Source organism: Roseibium algicola (assembly GCF_001999245.1).
GTDB classification, from domain to species: Bacteria; Pseudomonadota; Alphaproteobacteria; order Rhizobiales; family Stappiaceae; genus Roseibium; species Roseibium algicola.
This window is the reverse complement of the sequence record NZ_CP019630.1, coordinates 1,118,619-1,138,008: the sequence shown is the minus strand read 5'-3', so window position 1 is coordinate 1,138,008 and position 19,390 is coordinate 1,118,619. Positions and strand designations below refer to the sequence as shown.

The window sequence follows — 19,390 nt, the reverse complement described above, 5'->3', positions numbered from 1 at the left end:
CAAGTGGCACTTAATCTTGATGAACTGGGCATTACGCCTGCAGGGCTGGACGCTGTCCGGCCCTTTGCCGTGGAAGGGCTCGATGTGCGCGGCCGTGCGGTCGCGCTTGGTCCTGTCCTGGAAAAAATTCTGGACCGGCATGCCTATCCGGAACCGGTTTCGCGCCTGCTGGCGGAAGCGATCGTTCTGACCAGCCTCTTGGGCACGTCGCTGAAATTCGACGGTCGCTTCACGCTGCAGACGCAGACGAAGGGGCCGGTGTCCATGCTGGTCGTCGACTTCAAGTCACCCGACGCAATCCGCGCCTGCGCAACCTTCGATGCTGCTGAAGTCGCAGCGCTGATGGCTGACGGCAAGGCGACGCAGGAGGCCCTTCTCGGGCACGGACATCTGGCGATGACCATCGACCAGGGAATGCACATGCAGCGCTACCAGGGACTGGTGGAGCTGGATGGTGTTTCGCTGGAAGAAGTCGCACGCCGGTACTTCGAGCGATCCGAGCAGATCCCGACAGAAGTTCGTCTTGGTGTTGGTGAACTGTTCACCCGCCAGGAAGGCGAGGGTCACGTGAAAACCTGGACAGCCGGCGGGATCCTGATCCAGTTCCTGCCCGAAGCGCCGGAACGCATGCGCCAGGCTGACATCGATCCAGGCAATGCCCCGGAAGGCACGAGCCCGCACGAGATTGACGAGGACGATGCCTGGGTGGAAGCCAAGGTACTGGTCGAGACGGTCAAGGATGTCGAACTGACTGATCCGGAAGTCAGCGTGGAAATGCTGCTCTTCCGGCTGTTTCACGAACGTGGCGTCCGCCTTTTCGAGCCGCAGCCGCTGGTCGACAAGTGCAGCTGTTCTCGCGAGAAGATCGAGAATGTTCTCGCCGGGTTCAGCGACGACGACGTCGACCACATGACTGTCGACGGCAAGATCATCGTCACCTGCGAGTTCTGCAGCACCAGCTACGAATTCGACGGAAAGCCCGGCCAGTAAGCCGGACTGTCGTGAAATTCAAAAAGCCCGGATCGGAAACGGTCCGGGCTTTTTTCCTTGCTGCCTTGCGCGTAAGCCCTGGACTTGCGCTGCGCTTGTCCGGGTACGTAGTGGGCCCTAACTCGTGAGCCGATCCACGAATGCCCTGACTGCTTCGGCTGCCAGTTTGATGTTGCCGTCGAGTGTCGCCGGCGACTTGCCACGCGGTCCGAAGTCGTGGTTGCCGTCTTCCAGATAAGTCAGGCTGACATGAGCTGGCAAGGTGACTTCATCGAGTTCCGCCTTCGAGCCGAACGGATCCCGGTCGCCCTGGAGAACCAGAACCGGCCGTTTGGCGTCCTGCAGCGGCTGGAGCCGCCATTCGGCATCGGCCTTGCCGGTCGGGTGGAAAGGGTAGCCAAAACAGGCAACGCCCTTGGCGCGGCCAGGCAGCGAGCCGCCGCCTGCCAGCATCGCGGCGACCCTACCACCCATCGATTTGCCGCCGATCAGCAGAGGACCGTCGCTCTGGCTGAGGACTGATTGCAGGGCGGTCTGGAACTCGGCAATCAGCTTGTCGGCCCGGGGCGGCGGTTTTTTCGGGCCTCCCGTCCGGCGACCGGCCATATAGGCAAATTCAAAACGTGCGGCCGCAATGCCTTGGCTCGCGAGGGCTGCCGCGAGCTTGTTCATGAAGGTTGAGTCCATGGCTGCGCCAGCACCATGGGCCAGCAGCAGTGTTGCCACAGGTGGCGTTTCGGGGTGGGTCCAGAGAAAGTCGGTCATGATGATGTGATCTGTCGCAGCGGCAAGGAATGATATCAGGAGTATTGTCGTATCGCCCTATCGTGCCATCGGGACCGTGGCAAGCAGCATTAGTTAGGACGTTTCAAAAGACCCCATGTTTGACCAGATCGACATCAACCAGGTTCGCATGGCCTGTTTCGGCGGCATCTTTCTGATAATGGCGCTGTTGGAGGCGGGCTTGCCACGGCGGCGCCTGAAGAGCAGCCGTTTGAAGCGCTGGCCGACCAACTGGGGCATTGTTCTGCTTGATGCCCTTCTGGTGCGGCTGTTCTTCCCCATCGGCGGCGTCGGCCTTGCAATGCTGGCACAGGAAAAGGGTTGGGGCCTCTTTGCATTTCTCGGCTGGTCGGGTGTTGTGGCCGGTCTGATCACCTTTGTCGTGCTTGATCTTGCGGTGTGGTTTCAACACCTGGTGTCGCACAAGGTTCCCCTGTTCTGGCGCATTCACCGCATGCACCACGCAGATAGTGAGGTGGACGCTACAACCGCGCTCAGGTTCCACCCGATCGAAATTCTGCTGTCCTTCCTCTGGAAAGGGGTGGTCATCATCGCCCTCGGCGGTCCTGTTGAAGCCGTGCTGATCTTCGAGATCGTTCTCAACGGCTCTGCGGTTTTCAGCCACGCCAATGTCCGCTTGCCGCTTTGGCTGGACCGCCCCTTGCGGTTTCTGATCGTCACTCCGGACATGCACCGCATTCATCACTCGGTGCTACCGCACGAGACGGATTCCAACTACGGGTTCTATCTTTCGGTCTGGGACCGTCTGTTCGGAACCTACGTGGAAGATCCCGAGCAAGGACAAGAGACGATGGAAATCGGGCTCGGTGCCGCGCTCACGCCGCGTGCGCATTCGTTTCCCTTCAGCCTGGCGATCCCGTTCCTGAAAAATCCGGACCGCCGGAAGGAGGCGCGTGTCGAGGACGCGAAAGGCAAAAGCTGACCTGGTTCTTTGTCGGGAATGGCCGGAAAGGTCAGAAGAAGCTCATGGGAAAATAGCGCAGGTAAAGCTCGCGGTAGATGCCCTTCTGGTGAAGCTGGCGCAAGGCGTAGGTGAGGGCCGCAGCCCGTTCCGGATCGTCCTGGCGGGTCGCAATGGCCATGCCTTCATCAAAATAGCCCGGCTCCAGCCACGGGCCGCCGGCAAAGGCACAGCAGCCATCTGCAGCTTCGCTCGGCAGCCAGAAGGACAGGTTCAGGCCGTCGCCGAACAGAGCATCGGCCGAACCGCCCTTGACCGCCTCGCGTGTCGCCTCTGCGGTTTCCAGACTGATGATCTCGGCATCGGGAAAGAAGCGCTTGGCAAACGCCTCGTAGCGGGACCCTGCTTCAACGGCTATCCGCTTGCCGGTGAGAGCCTGCTCGTTGAAATCGGACGCGTTATACGCCCGAACCACAAACCGCGCCGGCAGCTTCAGATAGTCCTCGGTGAAGTTGAGGCGGCGCGTGGAGGGGAGGCTGCGCGACAGGCCGGAGATAATCGCGTCACCTTCTTCTTCGTCCAGTGCAGGCAGAAGAACCTCGAAGTCCTTGATGCGCAAGGCGCAGGAACTTCCAAGCTCCTGGCAGAGAGCCCGTGCGAGATCGACATTGAAGCCTGTAAGACGGCCATGCTGGTCACGGAACACGAAGGGCGGATATCCGTCGGTTGCCAGAAACTGGATCTTGTCCGGAATGGCATTTGGCCGGTCGTGGACGGCTTTCGGATCCCAGAAATTGGGAACGCGGACCGAAGCCTCCTGGGCTGAAACCGACAGGACGCCGAGCGCCAAAGTACCAAGCGCCAAAGTGCCAAGCGTCAGCAGCCCGGCTGCAACGCGGCAGATAATCTTGAGAAGTGGCAGTGAAGCTGGCACGCGGACGTCTCGTTCCGTATCAAGTCATGGTCGGCAATACGCGCCGGGAATCGCGCAGACAGAATATCGCGAACCGGCAGCGCTTGTCAGCCCGCTCCGTCGAAGATGTCACGAGGCACTCCGAAAACAAACGCGAGAACTCTGACAGGCACAGCGTTGGCTGAATTCCGCGGAGTGCAGTCAAGTCCCCGATTCCGGATCGTAGGAGCGCAGGACGACGATCGTATCGAAGCCCTTGATGTCGTCTTCATAGAAATGCGCCTCGGTGAAAGTTGAATAGGCTTCCATGGAAGAGCACTGCACGGTGAGTACCAGATCGGCCGGACCCGTGACGTGGTAGATCTTTTTCACTTCCCGAAGCTTCAGCAACTTCTGCCGCAACTTCGCCATACGTTCCGGCTGTCCACGCGACAGCATCAGCATCACTAGCAAGGTAACGGAGGCGCCCGTTGCCTCCGGTGACACGATGGCCACTTCCCGCTCGATCGCCCCGACTTCTCTCAGGCGTTGCACCCTGCGCAGGCAGGCGGCAGAAGACAGGCCAACTTTCTCGGAAAGCTCCTTGCCGGTCTGGCGGGCATCGAGACTGAGCAGATGCAGCAGCTGATGATCGAAATCGTCCAGATCCATGTTGAAAAGTCCTGTTCGGCGTAATTGTGCGGTAGTTTATCTCAAAATCGGAATTTTTGCGAATTTATCGCTCAATTTTGAGAATTTTGCGCACTGTCCGTAGAGGCTTTTTCTAAACTTACTCCTGTCCGTTGGAAAGGAGCAAAACAGATGACCGATCACCTTGTACCTCTGCACCTGGCGCGCGTCCGTAGAGCCGGTCTCGTTGCTGCCGTCTTGCATTTCGCGCTGAAGTGCCTGCGCCGTCGGCGCGACATGGCGCACTTGGCGGATCTGCCCGACTATCTCTTGAAGGATGTTGGCCTCAGCCGCGCAGATGTCCGGAAAACCCCGCAGGTCGGCGAAACGCTGCGCTGAAGAAAAGCCACTGGGAAATTCAGGAATTGGATTGGTTGTTTGGAGCGGGTGAGGGGAATCGAACCCCCGTCTTAAGCTTGGGAAGCTTCTGCTCTACCATTGAGCTACACCCGCCGAACCTGATGAGCTTTCTGCGCCGACTTGCCCGACCTGTCAAGCACGCTTGTCTGATGGGTAGATGCTTTTCCAAAGCGCTGCGATCTTGCGCTGCGACGCTGAAATCGCCATGTTCCGGCCCGGGCAGTGCGGTACGCACGAAAAGACATCAAACCGGGTCATATATATGCGAAATCAGGTCAGGGCGCTGGTCACCTCACGCAACTGGGAAGTCTGCATCATTGGCGTTATCGTTTTGAATGCGGTGACGCTCGGTCTGGAGACCAGTCCTGCTGTCATGGCAGAGGTAGGCAGTTTCCTCAGGCTGGTCGATCAGGTGATCCTAGGCATATTCGTCGTTGAACTGGCTTTGCGGCTCTATGCTCATGGCCTGAAGTTCTTCAAGGACCCCTGGAGCCTCTTCGACTTCAGCATCGTTGCAATCTCGCTGATGCCGGCAACAGGCAACCTGTCCGTTCTGCGGTCGCTGCGAATTTTGAGGGCTCTGCGTCTCATTTCCGTCGTACCGTCCTTGCGCCGTGTTATCGGCGGGTTGGTGGCCGCCCTGCCGGGCATGGGCTCCATCGTCGTGTTGATGGCGCTGGTCTTTTACGTCTTCGCCGTCATGGCGACCAAGCTCTATGGCGAAGCCTTTCCGGAATGGTTCGGCAACCTCGGCGCATCGCTCTACACGCTGTTCCAGGTCATGACCCTGGAAAGCTGGTCCATGGGCATCGTGCGTCCGGTCATGGATGTCTATCCCTATTCCTGGCTGTTCTTTGTCCCCTTCATCCTGTGCACGGCCTTCACGGTGCTGAACCTCTTTATCGGTATCATCGTCTCCGCCATGCAGGAGGAACACGAGGCTGAAGCCGACGCCAACCGTCAGGCCATTCATGACGACACAGGGCTGATCCTGGAAGAGGTCAGGGCGCTTCGAGCAGAACTGAAAGAGCTGAAGGCGGAAGCTGGCAAGACGCGGACGTAAGGCGGCCTGGTGGACTGAAACAGTGGCGTCAGCGGATAAACCAAGAGCTATCCACGATCTGATGCGTCGTCCCTTGACTGAACCGTGGGAACCAGGACGCTCCGTCTCCTGACCCAATTGTCTCTTTGTGACCAAGATCCCCGTATGGATGGCCGGATCAAGTCCGGCAATGACGACTGGGGGAGGGGCCGGCCCTAGTGACTTGGAAGGAGCGACGGGACGTCGACGCTCTCTAGAGTTCAGCCAGAACCTCTTCCGGCCCTTCGACGGTCAGCGTCACTCCGTCTTCGGTGTAGTCGCGCGCCATGACGGTGAGGCCGAGGGTCTCGATCCGCCGTTCCAGTTCCGATCCGGACGCAAAATCGGCGCGAACTGTTTTCGACAGTATCTTTTGAAACGGTACCAGGTCGGCGTTGTTGATCGCATCCTGCGCTGCGCCGGAATAGGCTCGGGCCAGGCCCCCACCGCCGAGTTTCGTACCGCCGAAATAACGCACGATCAGAACAGCGCAGTTGATCAGGTCTGCCCCTTGCAGCACGCGCAATGTCGGCATGCCGGAGGTGCCAGCCGGTTCACCGTCGTCCTTGCCGCTCTCCTCAATCCGGTCGTCTTCCAGAAGTCTTCGGTGCGCCGTGACGATGTGATTGGCCTTCTTGTGCTCCTTGCGCAGCTCTTCCATCCGCTGGTCGAACATGTCCACCGGCACCAGATGCGCCAGAAAGCGGGACTTCCGGTCTTCCAGAAATCCTTCAAACTCACGGGTGACGGTTTTCAGGGCCATCGGCGGTCAGGCGGGTGCCTTGAAGTGCTTGGACAGCTTGAGTGCCTGGCCCTGATAGTTGGAGCCGATGCCTTCACCGTAGAGTGTCGCCGGGCGCTCCGCCATGTGTTCATAGACCAGACGCCCGATGGTCTGGCCGTGTTCCACGATGAACGGGACATCATGTGAGCGGACTTCAAGAACCGCGCGCGAGCCGACACCACCGGCACTGGCGTGGCCAAAACCGGGATCGAAGAAGCCTGCATAGTGGACGCGGAATTCGCCGACGAGCGGATCGAACGGCACCATTTCGGCCGCATAGTCCGGCGGCACATGCACAGCTTCCTGGCTGACCAGAATATAGAATGCATCCGGATCGAGGATAAGTTCCGCCCGCTGGCGGCGATAGATAGGTTCCCAGAAATCCAGAACGTCCTGCGCTCCGACGACATCCACATCGATCAGTCCGGAGTGTTGCTTGGCGCGATATCCGATCAGGCTGTTGGGTCCGGTCCCTTCCAGATCGATGGAGAGCTGCACACCGTTGCCGATGCGCTCGTTGCCACCGCTCATCAGCGTGTGGGCCTTGTGCACCTCTTCCAGCTCCGCATCGGGAATGAGCGATTGACCGCGCCGGAAGCGGATCTGGCTGAGGCGGGACCCGGACCGCACGAGGATCGGAAAGGTCAGCGGCGAGATTTCGGCATAAAGCGGACCGGTGTAGCCGGCCGGAATGGTGTCGAAGGCAAGGCCGTTGTCTGTGATGACGCGGGTGAAGACGTCCAGGCGGCCGGTCGAGCTTTTCGGGTTGGCAGTTGCCGAAATATCCGGAGCCAGGGCGAGGCTTTCCTGCAGCGGCACGATATAGACGCAGCCTGTTTCAAGGACGGCACCTTCGCTCAGGTCGACCGTGTGCAGTTTCATCTGCTCAAGCCGAGCCGCGACCTGGATGTCGGGGCCCGGCAGGAAGCTGGCACGCACCCGGTAGGCTTCCTTGCCCAAGCGCAGGTCGAGGCTGGCAGGCTGTATCTGACCGGTGACAGGCGGCGCGTCCGCTGAAATCTCTCCGGCGGCGAACATGGCCTGGATTACCCGTTCCGGCAAAATGCCGTTTGCTGTGAGAAGTGCGCTTCCGTTCAAGACCTGACCCGCTGTGACGTTCATGAAGATGTTCCGCATTATGCTGGTCTATGGTCATTAAAGGATCGGGCCGCCCGCGCCAACAGGCATTCTGGCAGAACGGGGCTTTTGAGAGGATCGTGCGCAAGACAATTGACCAGTGCCTGCTTTTCCCGTAGGACAGGCTCACTTCGTGGTGATTTGGGCCGGCCGGCTTGCAGCCACGTTAAACAAGTTGCTAAAAAGGCCGGAGGTGAGAACCCCGGTCTTGAGGCTGGGGTTTTTTGCGTTTGGAGCGAATGAAAGACATGACTGAGACCACCAAGACCGGAAACAAGAACTGGCGCCCTGCAACCACTCTGGTTCATGGCGGCACCATGCGGTCACCGTTTGGTGAGACCTCGGAGACAATCTACCTGACCCAGGGCTTTACCTATAGCGGTGCCGAAGCTGCCGAGGCCAGGTTCAATGGCGAGGATCCGGGTTATGTCTATTCGCGCTATGCCAACCCGACCGTCACCATGTTCGAGGACCGTATCAAGGCACTGGAAGGGGCTGAGGCCGCGCGGGCAACCGCCAGCGGCATGGCGGCCGTCAATCTGGCGCTGATGGCAGCGGTAAGGGCAGGCGATCACGTGATTGCCGCCAAGGCCCTGTTCGGCTCCTGCCGCTATATTTGCGAAACACTGTTGCCGCGCTTCGGCGTTGAAAGTACGCTGGTAGACGGAACGGACATCGAGCAGTGGAAGGCGGCTGTCCGGCCGAACACCAAGGCCCTGTTCCTGGAAAGCCCGACCAACCCGACGCTGGAAGTCATCGACATCGAGGCCGTGGCACAGATCGCCAAGGAAGCCGGTGCCCGTCTGATCGTCGACAACGTCTTTGCGACCCCGCTGTATCAGTCGCCGTTTCAGCTCGGTGCCGATGTGGTCGTCTATTCGGCCACCAAGCACATCGATGGCCAGGGCAGGTGCCTCGGCGGTGTGATCCTGTCGGACGAGGAATGGATCAACGACGAGGTCATGCCCTTCATCAAGCATACCGGTCCGCACATGAGCCCGTTCAGTGCCTGGGTCCTGTTGAAGGGCCTGGAAACGCTGCCGCTGCGCGTTGCGCGCCAGACGGAAACGGCGGGCAGGATTGCCGACTATCTGGCAAGCCAGTCCAAGGTCGCGCGGCTGATCTATCCAGGCCGGGACGACCACCCGCAGGCCGATGTTGCCAAACGCCAGATGAGCGGCGGATCCACCATGCTGGCGATGGAAATCGAGGGTGGCAAGGAAGCTGCGTTCCGTTTCACAAACGCGCTGGAAATCGTCAAGATCTCCAACAACCTGGGCGACGCCAAGAGCCTGATCACCCATCCGGCGACGACCACGCACCAGTCGATCGGCGAGGAAGCCCGCGCGGAACTCGGTATCACCGATGGTATCCTGCGGCTTTCAATCGGTCTGGAGGATCCGCAGGATCTGCTGGAAGATATCGAGAAGGCGCTCCAGGCGATCTAACGGCCTGTCTGCCGCAGCGCCTTCACGCCAATGAGCACCCGGGCGCCGGCGGACACGACGCATATCGCGGCAAAACCGTAGGCAAGCGCAGGAAACCAGGCGGGAACCAGGGCCATCAGCAGGAATAGCGCGATGGTCTCGGTACCTTCGGCCAGCCCGCCTATGTAATAGAGCGATTTGGAGCCCTGAGCGTCGGTGGTCAGCTTGTTCTTCTCCGCCATGATGGCAAAGGCCAGAAAGGCCGAGCCGTTGGCGTAGAAGCTGGCAAGAAGTGCCACCGCCGGCAAAGCGTTGCTGGCCGGGTCCTGTATGGCAAAGGCCAGAGGGATTGCGCTGTAGAAGAAGAAATCCAGTGTGATGTCGAGGTAGCCGCCGAGATCCGTCTTGGCCGTTGCCCGAGCCAACGCGCCATCGAGACCGTCTGCAAATCGGTTGACCGCGATCAGGAACAAGCCGATCAGGGTATGACCCGTTGCGATAGCGATGGCTGCCCCCATACCGGCAGCAAAGCCCGCCAGCGTCACGCTGTTGGCGGTAAGCCCCGTGCCGGCAAGGATCAGGCCCAGCCGGTTCAACGGCGGATCGATCAGCGGGCGCAGGTGGGCATCGAACATGAAGAGATCACTGTTTTGGGTCTGACAGATGGTGTTCTTGCAAAATCCGGCCTCAAATCTCAAGCAATTCCGGCCTCATATGTCACAACCCTCTTTCACGCTTGCGTCATTCGCCCTATAAGCCCCTCCTGAACGAGCGGGCACTACCCGTGGAAGTCGCTTCGGACCGGTCTATTTCAAGGTTCGCAGTTCTGAAATTAAGGAAAAGCCGTGTCTGGCAGTTACACCGCCATCACCCAAGGGATCGAAGTCTCCGTCGAGCCGTTTTATCTGGACGATGAATCGCGTCCGGAAGAGAGCGAGTATATCTGGGCGTATATGGTCGAGATCCACAACGGTGGCAGCGAACCGGTGCAGCTGAAGACGCGATACTGGCAGATAACCGATGCCAGAGGGCGCCAGGAAGAAGTCAGCGGCGAGGGCGTGGTCGGCGAACAGCCGGTGATAGAGCCTGGCGAGACCTATGAGTATTCGTCGCACTGCCCGCTTTCGACCGACAGCGGCATCATGGCCGGGTCCTACTCGATGGAACGTCCGGACGGCTCCATGTTCGACGTCGTCATTCCGGCGTTTTCACTCGATCTGCCGGATGCGATCCACAGCCTGAATTGAGGCTATCAGCCGATCAGATACTCAGTAGCCCGCCGACAAAGCCGATCAGCAGCCACAAGATCCACTTGCGGCGGTTGAAGGCCGTCAGCAACGTGACCGCTAGTATTCCGAAGATCAGATAGAGGATATGGCCGGCAAAGCCGGTGCCGAGCACCCATGCGAAAAGATCCGGATCCCGGTTCTTTGCCAGATGGAAATGGTCTTCGGCAAACATCACCAGCGCGTCGGCTGCAAGTCCGCAGACAAAGCCTGCGAAGGCAATCATCATTCGCGTGCCCCAGTTCGCCTGCTTTGGAGCGGTGCGAACCTGCACGTACCGGACAGCATAAGGCATGGGGCGCTTTACGCGCAGCCTCTGGCGGCGCCGCCTCAGTGGATAGCGCACACTTGTCCGCTCTCCGATTGCCTGATTGCTCATGTCCCCGTCTCCGCACTGAAGGACCCAAGGGTCCCGGCAGCCCACAAGCGTGCTGTCCCCGCTCCGGTGATAAGGTGCTGCGGATTGAAGGACCGAAAACAAAAAGGGTTCAATTTGATCGATCTGGTGAAGTTGAAAGGCTGTTTGCTGATGAGGCCTGTTCCTTGATCCAGATTGTTATGGTGTCCAGTGCGCCCGGTGCGTAGGCACGGCGTCCCAGGACCATGAACAAGGCCTTCGACCAGGAAGGCATTTGCCCCTCGAGCTGGTAGTTGAAGGCTTCCGCCCGCAACAGCGCATGGGTTGCTTCCGGGACGATCACGAAGCGGTTGGCGGGATTGTTGTCCGTCAGCATCTTTCGATAGATGCCGATATTGAAATGAGGATCCACGTTGAGGTCCTCCGCTCCGTGCAGTGTCAGAACAGGAGAGGAGATATGGGCAAGGGAGGCGGTGGAGTCGGAAGCTGCATTCCGGCGCGCAAATGCGAAGCGATCTTCCGGCATCGGAACCCTGTCCATGCCGCTGTCGAGATAGTCCTGATAGGAAAAGTTCCTGTCTAGAAACTTTTGTCCGTCTTTTGCGTCCTGCGCGAGGGCCTTGTCGATCGTCTTGCTGTCCGCACCTGCAAGCTCCAGCCTGCGCCGGGTATAATACCCAGCCTGCCGCAGCCAGTTGACGGCTCCGCCGACAATCACGAAGAAATCGCCCTGCGCTGGCTCTTCCGCCAGAATGGGCAAAACCCACCCCGCCTGCGAAAAGCCGAGAAATCCGGCTGGAGACGTCTTCAATTCGGGCTGTTCTTTTGCGGCCGCAAGGGCCGTTGCCGCGAGGCGCGCTCGCTCTTCCATGGAAAAGGACAGCCAGTTGCCCTGGCTTTCGCCGACGCCAGGCTTGTCCCAGGAATAGACGGCAAGACCGCTGTCCAGAAGACGGCTGATGAGAGGCATGTACCCACCGCCGGAATAGCGGTCGGCTGGCCCGTCCCCGTGAACGATCAGGACCAGAGGCGGGTTTACGTGCCCAGGATCTTGAAGGTGGGGCAGATGCAACGTTCCGGCGACGGAATGTCCGTCGAAGGAAAAGGCAATCGGCCGGCTTTCATATTCAGAAAGATCGAAATCCTGAAGGCCCTGGAAGATCAGGAAAACACCTGCCAGGACGGCTATCGATACCGCCCCGGCCCAGGCGAGGGCCTTCGTTGCTTTCAAATACCTGCTCCGAGAGGATCAGATGGTCCGGTGACGGGCAATCGCACCGCGCTCGATTGCGGCAACGGTGAGTTTGTCGAGTTTGAAGCGGTCGCGCAGAAGCTGAAGGATGCGCAATTCTTCCTTCTCGACGTGGAGATCGGCAGCCGCGACTTCAACCCCAAGCGCATATGCGGTGTCGTAAAGCTTTGCCGGCAGGACGTCGCCAACCAGCTCCAGCACCAGCTGCAAGCCGTTGTCTTCCTGCAGGATGTCGCCGCAGCGCTGGGCTGCCGGGATGATCCGGTTGCCGTCATAACCATTGAAAACGGGCAGCATCTTGATCATGTCGCCGATGGTGGCCAGTTCGTTGTCGGTCATCTGGTTGTCCGACGCCGAGACGATAACCATCACGTAGATAAGGGCTTCCTGTACGCTGATCGGCTCGTTCATAGACACTATTCATTCTCCCGTAGCGCCAAAAGACGGAAAATTTCTTCTTGATCGTGCGCCCGATGTAACGGGTTGGAAGACAAGCTTCAAGTCACCGCTACGAGACAATCGATTGACCGGAGTTATCCGCTTTTTTCCGGCGCAATATGTCCGCAGGCGGAAAGAGTGCGCAAAGCCCGAGATTTCGGTCAACTTAGCTGTGTTCATGTGATTGCACATAGAGGCGCGTTGATCTAGTGTCGCGCCGCAGCAACCGGCCGAAAAGTCAAAAAACCGACCGGGTTGCATTCCATCCATTCTCATGAACAGAACGACTTGAAAAATGACCGATCAATCCCTGCCTCCGCTTGACCTTTCGCAAGAGTTTGTCGAGGCGGCCACGAAATCGAAAGCGTGGCCGTTCGAAGAAGCGCGAAAACTGGTCAAACGGATCGAGAAACGGGGGACGGACAAACCGGTTCTGTTCGAAACGGGCTATGGCCCGTCCGGCCTGCCGCACATCGGCACCTTCGGCGAAGTTCTGCGCACCACCATGGTGCGCACGGCGTTTCGGCTGCTGACCGAAGACAAGATCCCGACGCGGTTGCTGTGCTTCTCCGACGACATGGACGGCATGCGCAAGATCCCGGAAAACGTGCCGGACCGCGCAGCGCTTGAGCCATATCTGCAGATGCCTCTGACGGCGGTGCCGAACCCCTTCGGCGGCGACTATGAAAGCTTTGCAGAGCACAACAACGCCATGCTGCGCCGGTTCCTGGATACCTTCGGTTTCGATTATGAATTCGCCAGCGCGACCGAATACTACAAGGCCGGCAAGTTCGATGACGTGCTGATCCGGGCGACCGAGAAGTACCAGAAGATCATGGACGTGATGCTGCCGACGCTCGGCGCGGAACGTCAGGCGACCTATTCGCCCTTCCTGCCGATCTCGCCGACGTCCGGCCGCGTGCTCTATGTGCCCATGAAGGACGTCAATTCGAAGGACGGCACCATCACCTTTGCGGACGAGACGGGCGAGGACATCACGCTGCCGGTCACCGGCGGCAAGGTGAAGCTGCAGTGGAAGCCCGACTTCGGCATGCGCTGGGCTGCGCTTGACGTCGATTTCGAGATGTTCGGCAAGGATCATATGACCAATGCGCCGATCTACGACAAGATCTGCAACATCCTGGGCGGGACCGCTCCGGAACACTTCGTCTACGAACTGTTCCTGGACGAAAAGGGCGAGAAGATCTCCAAGTCCAAGGGCAACGGTCTGACCATTGACGAGTGGTTGACCTACGCTGCACCGGAGAGCCTTGCGCTCTACAATTTCCAGAAGCCGAAGACGGCCAAGAAGCTCTATTTCGACGTCATTCCGAAGGCGGTCGACGAATATTACACCTTCGTCCAGAAGTACGAGCAGATGCCGGTGGAGCAGAAGCTTCAGAACCCGGTCTGGCACATCCATTCGGGCAACATTCCGAAGATCGACATGCCGGTGCCCTTTGCCATGCTGCTGAACCTTGTGTCCGCCTCCAACGCGGAAAACAAGGACGTGCTGTGGGCGTTCATCTCCCGCTACGCTCCGGGCGTGACGGCGTCGACCCATCCGGAACTGGATGCGCTTGTCGGCTATGCGATCCGCTACTTCGACGATTTCGTCAAACCAACCAAGTCGTTCAAGGTGCCGGACGATGTCGAGCGCACTGCGCTGGAAAAACTGGACGAAACACTGGCCGCCCTGCCGGCCGGTGCGGATGGCGGTGCCATCCAGGATGCCGTGCTGGACGTCGCCCGGTCCATCGAGCGTTATCAGGACCCGTCCAAAAAGGGTCCCGATGGTGGTCCTGGCGTGTCCGTCGTCTGGTTCTCTGCGCTTTACCAGCTTCTGCTCGGGCAGGAAAAGGGACCGCGTTTCGGGTCTTTCGTTGCTCTTTACGGCATTGCCGAAACGCGTGAGATGATCCGCAAGGCACTGGCTGGCGAACTGACAGCCTGATGATCAGACTTCAGGAAAAAGCGGCGCATCAGCGCCGCTTTTTTTGTTTCCAGCTGTGCTCTCCGGCGGAAGAAGCGCGGTATCAGTCTTTGCCGGCAATCGTTCTGACGCGCTCCGTACTGGCGTCCAGCCCTTCACTGATCAGATCCGAAACACCCAGTTCCTTCAGCTTGACGAGACCGGCGGCAGTCGTTCCTGCGTAGTCGACCATCTCCTGAACATGTTCCGCCGGAGATCTGGTGTCTCCGGCCATGATTTGCCCTGCCGACAGGATCAGCTGTTTTGCAGCGCGCTCGGCAATGTGCCTGTCGACACCGTTTGACCTTGCATAGTCAACAATGCAGTCGGCGAAGAAGGCCGCAAATCCCGGTACCGGACCGGTTATGGCGGTGAAGACCTCGATCTGCTGTTCGTCCTGGACTTCATCACTCGGCCCGCAGGTCGACAACAACGACTGGACGAGGTCCCTGTCTTCCTGCGAAAGCGACGAAGCCGCACACCATGGGGAGTAGGCCAGCTGCTTGCCCGCCGCGGGGCTCGACATGGCACGAACGACCTTTTCCGAGCCTGTGAGGGCTTTGAGCCTCTCACGCGAGACACCCGCCATGACCGAGAGGACCAGTTTGCCGGGCGCCGAAATGCTGACCGTTTCGACAAGCGCTGGCGGAACGGACAGAAGGATGACATCACAGGTGTCAGCCAGAAGCTGATTGGATGCGGTGAAGGTGATCTCCGGCCAGCTTTCGAAGCCTGCGGCCGTTCCGGATCGATTGGATATCCAGAGCTGGAGAGGTTTGACACAGCCGCTTTCCAGCCAAGCCGTTGCGATGGCGCTGCCGAGTTGCCCGGTTCCACCAACAATGCCGACCTTGATTTCTCCAGTCATGAAAACTCCAGATCCGGGACTTCCGAAGTCCGAAGCCTAATACCAATCAGGGCAAATAAGAAACCGGCGGATCGCAATTAAGCAGAGGTCTGTCAGCAGGTCTGCCTGCATCCAGTGGTGTGAATGGCTGTAGCAGCCGTTCATTCAAACGTGCATGGCGATAAAGCTGGAAAAGGTGCCCATGGGCACCTTATCAGGGTTGTCTGCAGGCGTTTCCCGCGAAGATCATTTGTTTTCGTCGAAGAACTGGACGCCTGCCCTGGTGCCATCCACCCAGATGATATGGCCAAGGCGCTCCGTGCCATCGCATCGGATGCAAACGGTCTTGCCTGCCTTGGCATCCCTTATGCCCTTCAAGCCGACACCGGTCACGGACACGTTTTCCAGCTCAACTGTCTGGGCTCCCCCGTCTAGCAGAACTTCGGCCTTCTTGCCGACGTCCTGTCTTGGCGACTTGCGGGGTTCTGCATCCGCCAGATCGGTTTCCATGGCGGCGGCAAGAACTGTAAGGCCCTTGAGAACTTCCTTGCTGGCCTTGTCCAGGTCAACGAGTGCCGCGAAAGCTTCCGTGGAATTGCCTTGTTCAGTGGCATGCAGCGCCCGGTGACCCGCTTCGTGAACCGCCTTATGAGGAGCGATCAGGTTGCGGAACGCTGGATGTGATTTGATCTTCTCGTTCTTGATCGAGTCGTACCATTTGCCAAGACGGCAATGATGATGGTCGGGCATGCCGGAAGTCGCCCAGTCGTCGTGGCCGGTCACCGTATCGACGACACGTTTCTTGAACAGAACGTGGTCGATCCGAGCCATTTCCAGCAAGGACTTGTCAGAATTGGCATCAAAGAAGTTTTTCGCTGCTCCGCTGAAACTGTCGTTGCTCTGCTTCAGAACGCGCTGCATGGCCCCGAGTTGCTGATCCGTATTCCGGTTCGATTCAGCGACATTGGCGACATTGCGAGCGATTTCGTGGCTGGCTTCTTTCTGCTGGTGCAGGATGCCCGTTATCTGGGTAACCCGTTCGGAGACATTGCCAACCATCCCGTCGATGGATTGCATCAGTTCGTTGGCGGCCGCAATGGCATCCTCGCCATTCTGGATGGCGCCTTCGGAGCTCTGGATGGCTGTCTGGATTGTTTCCATGCCCGCGGTCAGTGCTTCGATCCGCTGCGCGATGTCTTCCGTCGCCTTGCCGGTCTGCGAGGCGAGGGTTTTGACTTCCGAAGCAACGACGGCAAAGCCTTTGCCGGCTTCCCCTGCACGGGCGGCTTCAATGGTGGCATTCAGCGCCAGAAGATTGGTCTGGTCTGCGATGGATTGAATGACCGATAGGAATTCGCCGATCTGCGATGCAGCTTCGCTGAGGTCTGACAGGCTCTGCGCGGTTTGCCGGGACGTTGAGGAAATATCGCCGATAGCACTCGACACGGCCGACATCTTGTCCAAGCCATCCTTGGCGGCGTTGTTTGTTTGAACGGCTTCGTTGGCCGCGCCTTCGCTGTTTTCGGAAATCTGGCCGATGGAGGCGACAAGCTGGTCCGCCGCGGCGGAAATCGACTGGCCGTTCGCGTTGGCTTCCTGGGTATTGCGCGACAACAACGCCATCGACATCACGATTTCGTTCAGCTCGCTGATGGTGTTCGCGGTCGTGCGCAGGTTCTCCAGACCGATCGTATCCCGCATTTCAGCGTCTTCAATGCGGCGCTGTTCCGTTTCGAACGCGCGTTGTGCAAGGATCATGTCCAGAAAGAACCGTGTCACCACGGCCTGCATCTCGGCAATCATGGCCTTTTGCGAGAACCGGTGCTTCTTGACGATGACGGGAAGGATTTCGTTCAACAGCCGTCCAAACGCGGACATCAGCCATTCGGCCTTCAGCCCGATCTTTACGTGAGCCTGACCGATACGCGCAGCCTGTCCGATGAACTCCAGGTCCGGGTCGTGATTGAAGATGTATTCCCAGTGTTTGGTTTGCGCGTTTTTGAGAGGAACGGTGTTCTTCTCATGCGTTCCCATTTTCTGGCGCAGCTCTTCTTGCGAAAGGAGCTCTACGTAGAAGCGATCCAGAATGGCCGGAAGGTGTTTTTGAAGGGTGTTCCAAGCCGTCTGCGCAGAAGCTGTATTGCTTCCGGAACTGGACATGAACTTGATATATTTTGCGATATTGTCAGTTTCGACAGTGTTCTTGGGGGCAGATGTGCTCATATTTCTTTGGTCCTCGTCACGGACTGATAATGTTTGAGCCACTTTCCCTTAAGGGCGTAAATATTGAACTAATTGTACTGATTGATTTGTCTATGTATTAACCCTATTCGCCGAAGGTATGAGCTGCTTCGAGGCGCTCGCAAGGATTTTTCAGCAGCAGTGAGAGGCGGTCGGTTGAGGAGGAGAAACAAAGGCTTGCTTCAACGCGAAGCGGTGCCGCTCCAGCCCTACTGCACCGGCCGTTCTACTTGCGGGTAATCCTCGATTGCCGGTTGACCGTGCCCCGGCTGTTCCGGTTCAGTCCTCAGGCTCCATTCGACGATTTCCGGGGCAAGTTCCTCAAGGCCTGGCAAGGCAGACGGCACTTCTGTTTCCAGTTCGCTCGTCGGCAACTCGGTCAGCCATTCCGATTGCCACTTGCCGACTTTTCTGTCTCTGGCCTTTTCGGCAAGTTCCATGAAATCGGCAGGTGCGTCCGGCGCCGGATCCGCCCAGCCATAGCGGACAAGACGCTTGCTGAGGTCCATCGATCCGCGGGTGCAGGTTGCCAGAATCTGTTTCGGCCCGGTCTCCTCGATCTTTTCGCATACCACCTTCAATTGCCGCACCAGTCCTCTCAGGAAAGTGCGCGCCCTTGCGCCGCAGGGCCAGGTGCCACCGAGACGGGAAACACAGGTTTCGTCCGATTTCAGCGGAACGATATGGGCAAGCGTTACTGTCAACCGGTCCGACTTGATGCGTCCGCCGTCGAGAACCTGCACGCGCATCAGCTCCAGTGGGCCGTCCGGAACCGGTTCAATCGGCGGATCCTTCAGTTCCAGGTAGCGTTTGGAAGGTTCGATACGTTTGAGGTCACCTTGTACCTGCGGTGCCGATACCCCCTCCGGCGAAACGTTGCGAATGTCGTTCGGCAAAGGCGCAGCGGCAACGACGACGGGTTCACTTTGTGTCTGTGCAGGTTTCTGCGTCTGGGCTTGGGGAGGGGACGATTGCGGAGCGGGCTCGGGCGTCTCTGCCGGCTCGCTTGTTTCCTCGGCGGTGCTGGTGATGCTGCCTGCCGCTACCGGCTCGTCCTGTACGGACGGCGGGTCTGCCAGGAGCAGCCAGGCGAGCAGACCACCTGCGGTGGTCAGCACGATTGCTGGCGTTATGAGAGGCCGAAGCTTCATCAAATGTGTGCTCGCAGGTTATTGGCTCGCCCAGATAATACGGGCTGTCCACTCGATTGCCGAGTGCTGAAAGCGCACTGACTGTGAATTGTCCCCGATTGTGCAAACCGCCAGGTCTTCGTCGCCTGTCTCCTGCAACGTGTAAAGCGACAACCGGCCACTGTTGAGCTTGATGGCAAGCCTGTCACCGGTGCGAAGGGGCGCGCCGGGAGCAACCACGACGATATCGCCGTTTCTGTAAAGGGGATGGAAGTCTTCGGTGCTGACCTGCAGCGCAAACGCAGCGCCGATTTGGGGAAAGCTGAGACTTTGCCACGTCGCGCCGGCTGGCCGGCCGGCACTGTCGAAGGCATTTCGGTCCGAGGCAGCATCAAACCCTGCAAGGGGCACCAAAGCTGGCGCAGCGTCGTTTGGCCCGCCCGGGGTTTCAACTCTGGCGGCAAACGTGTTCAAGGCTTCGCCGGTGGCGGCCAGCACCTTGGCAAGCGACTCTGTCGATGGCCACCGTGGGCGTCCGTCGCCCGCAACGCGTTTCGACGGGTTGAAAGCGGTCGGATCCAGTCCGGCACGCCGAGCCAGGCCGGACGGCGAAAGCCCGTTCTGCGAGGCGAGGGCATCAATGGCCGCCCAGACCTTTTCATGTGAGAGCACGGCTGCCGTTTCTCCGTATTGACGCGACAGGAATAAATACCTTTCGCTCATATGGGTTTTCCCGACCAAAATTCAAAAGAAACAGGCTGGAGTCCCTTGTGCCGCTTGTTCGCTACGGTTCGGATGAG

Annotated in this window: 20 protein-coding genes, 1 tRNA gene and 1 riboswitch; of the genes, 7 read left to right on the top strand and 14 right to left on the bottom strand. The window is 58.9% G+C overall.

Translation table 11 applies throughout. The annotated features are described in order from the left end of the window. The first annotated feature begins 3 nt into the window (after nt 1-3). Nucleotides 4-990, top strand: coding sequence for an Hsp33 family molecular chaperone (locus B0E33_RS05340; RefSeq protein WP_023001809.1), 987 nt, complete (start codon nt 4-6; stop codon nt 988-990). Nucleotides 991-1,107: 117 nt separating this feature from the next. Here B0E33_RS05340 and B0E33_RS05335 read toward each other — a convergent pair whose 3' ends face one another. Continuing rightward, entirely contained in the window at nt 1,108-1,755 is a 648-nt protein-coding gene (locus B0E33_RS05335; RefSeq protein WP_077290627.1) for an alpha/beta family hydrolase, read from the bottom strand. A 115-nt stretch (nt 1,756-1,870) separates the two neighbouring features. On the opposite strand from B0E33_RS05335, the gene B0E33_RS05330 reads away from it, so the two are divergent. Next, nucleotides 1,871-2,716, top strand: a complete 846-nt coding sequence (locus B0E33_RS05330) for a sterol desaturase family protein (RefSeq protein ID WP_077290626.1) — start codon at nt 1,871-1,873, stop codon at nt 2,714-2,716. A gap of 31 nt (nt 2,717-2,747) precedes the next feature. On the opposite strand, the gene B0E33_RS05325 is transcribed toward B0E33_RS05330, so the two are convergent. Beyond that, nucleotides 2,748-3,629, bottom strand: coding sequence for a transporter substrate-binding domain-containing protein (locus tag B0E33_RS05325; RefSeq protein ID WP_208997765.1), 882 nt, complete (start codon nt 3,627-3,629; stop codon nt 2,748-2,750). 180 nt (nt 3,630-3,809) lie between these two features. After that, nucleotides 3,810-4,259, bottom strand: a complete 450-nt coding sequence (locus B0E33_RS05320; protein ID WP_077290625.1) for an Lrp/AsnC family transcriptional regulator — start codon at nt 4,257-4,259, stop codon at nt 3,810-3,812. 150 nt (nt 4,260-4,409) lie between these two features. On the opposite strand from B0E33_RS05320, the gene B0E33_RS05315 reads away from it, so the two are divergent. After that, entirely contained in the window at nt 4,410-4,616 is a 207-nt protein-coding gene (locus tag B0E33_RS05315) for a DUF1127 domain-containing protein (protein WP_055658103.1), read from the top strand. Nucleotides 4,617-4,656: 40 nt separating this feature from the next. Here the strand turns inward: B0E33_RS05315 and B0E33_RS05310 are convergent. Further along, a tRNA-Gly gene (locus tag B0E33_RS05310) sits at nt 4,657-4,730 on the bottom strand. 169 nt (nt 4,731-4,899) lie between these two features. Here B0E33_RS05310 and B0E33_RS05305 point away from each other — a divergent pair. Continuing rightward, entirely contained in the window at nt 4,900-5,700 is an 801-nt protein-coding gene (locus B0E33_RS05305) for an ion transporter (protein ID WP_031269660.1), read from the top strand. Nucleotides 5,701-5,932: 232 nt separating this feature from the next. Here B0E33_RS05305 and B0E33_RS05300 read toward each other — a convergent pair whose 3' ends face one another. After that, nucleotides 5,933-6,481 (bottom strand): IMPACT family protein, encoded by a 549-nt coding sequence (locus B0E33_RS05300; protein ID WP_055658106.1) that lies wholly within the window; start codon nt 6,479-6,481, stop codon nt 5,933-5,935. A 6-nt stretch (nt 6,482-6,487) separates the two neighbouring features. After that, complete coding sequence (locus B0E33_RS05295) at nt 6,488-7,624, bottom strand: 2'-deoxycytidine 5'-triphosphate deaminase (RefSeq protein ID WP_051990224.1); 1,137 nt, start codon at nt 7,622-7,624, stop codon at nt 6,488-6,490. A gap of 138 nt (nt 7,625-7,762) precedes the next feature. Next, nucleotides 7,763-7,842: riboswitch (SAM riboswitch) on the top strand. 36 nt (nt 7,843-7,878) lie between these two features. On the opposite strand from B0E33_RS05295, the gene B0E33_RS05290 reads away from it, so the two are divergent. Continuing rightward, on the top strand, nt 7,879-9,087 hold the full coding sequence (locus tag B0E33_RS05290) for an O-succinylhomoserine sulfhydrylase (protein ID WP_189640072.1): 1,209 nt from the start codon (nt 7,879-7,881) through the stop codon (nt 9,085-9,087). On the opposite strand, the gene B0E33_RS05285 is transcribed toward B0E33_RS05290, so the two are convergent. Beyond that, nucleotides 9,084-9,701, bottom strand: a complete 618-nt coding sequence (locus tag B0E33_RS05285) for a CDP-alcohol phosphatidyltransferase family protein (RefSeq protein ID WP_031269656.1) — start codon at nt 9,699-9,701, stop codon at nt 9,084-9,086. The genes B0E33_RS05290 and B0E33_RS05285 overlap by 4 nt on opposite strands. 210 nt (nt 9,702-9,911) lie before the next feature. Between B0E33_RS05285 and apaG the strand changes: the two genes are divergently transcribed. After that, nucleotides 9,912-10,313, top strand: a complete 402-nt coding sequence (gene apaG / locus B0E33_RS05280; RefSeq protein WP_023001798.1) for a Co2+/Mg2+ efflux facilitator ApaG/CorD — start codon at nt 9,912-9,914, stop codon at nt 10,311-10,313. A gap of 13 nt (nt 10,314-10,326) precedes the next feature. On the opposite strand, the gene B0E33_RS05275 is transcribed toward apaG, so the two are convergent. From B0E33_RS05275 to B0E33_RS05265, 3 genes are all read right to left on the bottom strand, one after another. Continuing rightward, nucleotides 10,327-10,731, bottom strand: a complete 405-nt coding sequence (locus B0E33_RS05275) for a hypothetical protein (protein ID WP_077290624.1) — start codon at nt 10,729-10,731, stop codon at nt 10,327-10,329. 109 nt (nt 10,732-10,840) lie between these two features. Beyond that, complete coding sequence (locus B0E33_RS05270; RefSeq protein WP_077290623.1) at nt 10,841-11,941, bottom strand: alpha/beta hydrolase family protein; 1,101 nt, start codon at nt 11,939-11,941, stop codon at nt 10,841-10,843. Between the two features lie 18 nt (nt 11,942-11,959). After that, nucleotides 11,960-12,373 carry a tellurite resistance TerB family protein gene (locus tag B0E33_RS05265; RefSeq protein WP_023001795.1) on the bottom strand — a complete coding sequence of 138 codons (414 nt, stop codon included), beginning with the start codon at nt 12,371-12,373 and terminating at the stop codon, nt 11,960-11,962. A gap of 322 nt (nt 12,374-12,695) precedes the next feature. Between B0E33_RS05265 and B0E33_RS05260 the strand changes: the two genes are divergently transcribed. Continuing rightward, entirely contained in the window at nt 12,696-14,354 is a 1,659-nt protein-coding gene (locus B0E33_RS05260) for a lysine--tRNA ligase (protein WP_075281420.1), read from the top strand. A gap of 82 nt (nt 14,355-14,436) precedes the next feature. Here the strand turns inward: B0E33_RS05260 and B0E33_RS05255 are convergent, their stop codons facing one another. The 4 genes from B0E33_RS05255 to B0E33_RS05240 all read right to left on the bottom strand — a co-directional run bounded on the left by B0E33_RS05255 (nt 14,437) and on the right by B0E33_RS05240 (nt 19,313). Beyond that, nucleotides 14,437-15,240, bottom strand: coding sequence for a pyrroline-5-carboxylate reductase family protein (locus B0E33_RS05255; RefSeq protein WP_077290622.1), 804 nt, complete (start codon nt 15,238-15,240; stop codon nt 14,437-14,439). Between the two features lie 225 nt (nt 15,241-15,465). Beyond that, nucleotides 15,466-17,442: a methyl-accepting chemotaxis protein gene (locus B0E33_RS05250; protein ID WP_077290621.1), complete on the bottom strand. Its 1,977-nt coding sequence runs from the start codon at nt 17,440-17,442 to the stop codon at nt 15,466-15,468. Between the two features lie 227 nt (nt 17,443-17,669). Next, on the bottom strand, nt 17,670-18,611 hold the full coding sequence (locus tag B0E33_RS05245; protein WP_077290620.1) for a thermonuclease family protein: 942 nt from the start codon (nt 18,609-18,611) through the stop codon (nt 17,670-17,672). An 18-nt stretch (nt 18,612-18,629) separates the two neighbouring features. After that, nucleotides 18,630-19,313 (bottom strand): S24 family peptidase, encoded by a 684-nt coding sequence (locus B0E33_RS05240; protein WP_077290619.1) that lies wholly within the window; start codon nt 19,311-19,313, stop codon nt 18,630-18,632. Nucleotides 19,314-19,390: the final 77 nt, after the last annotated feature.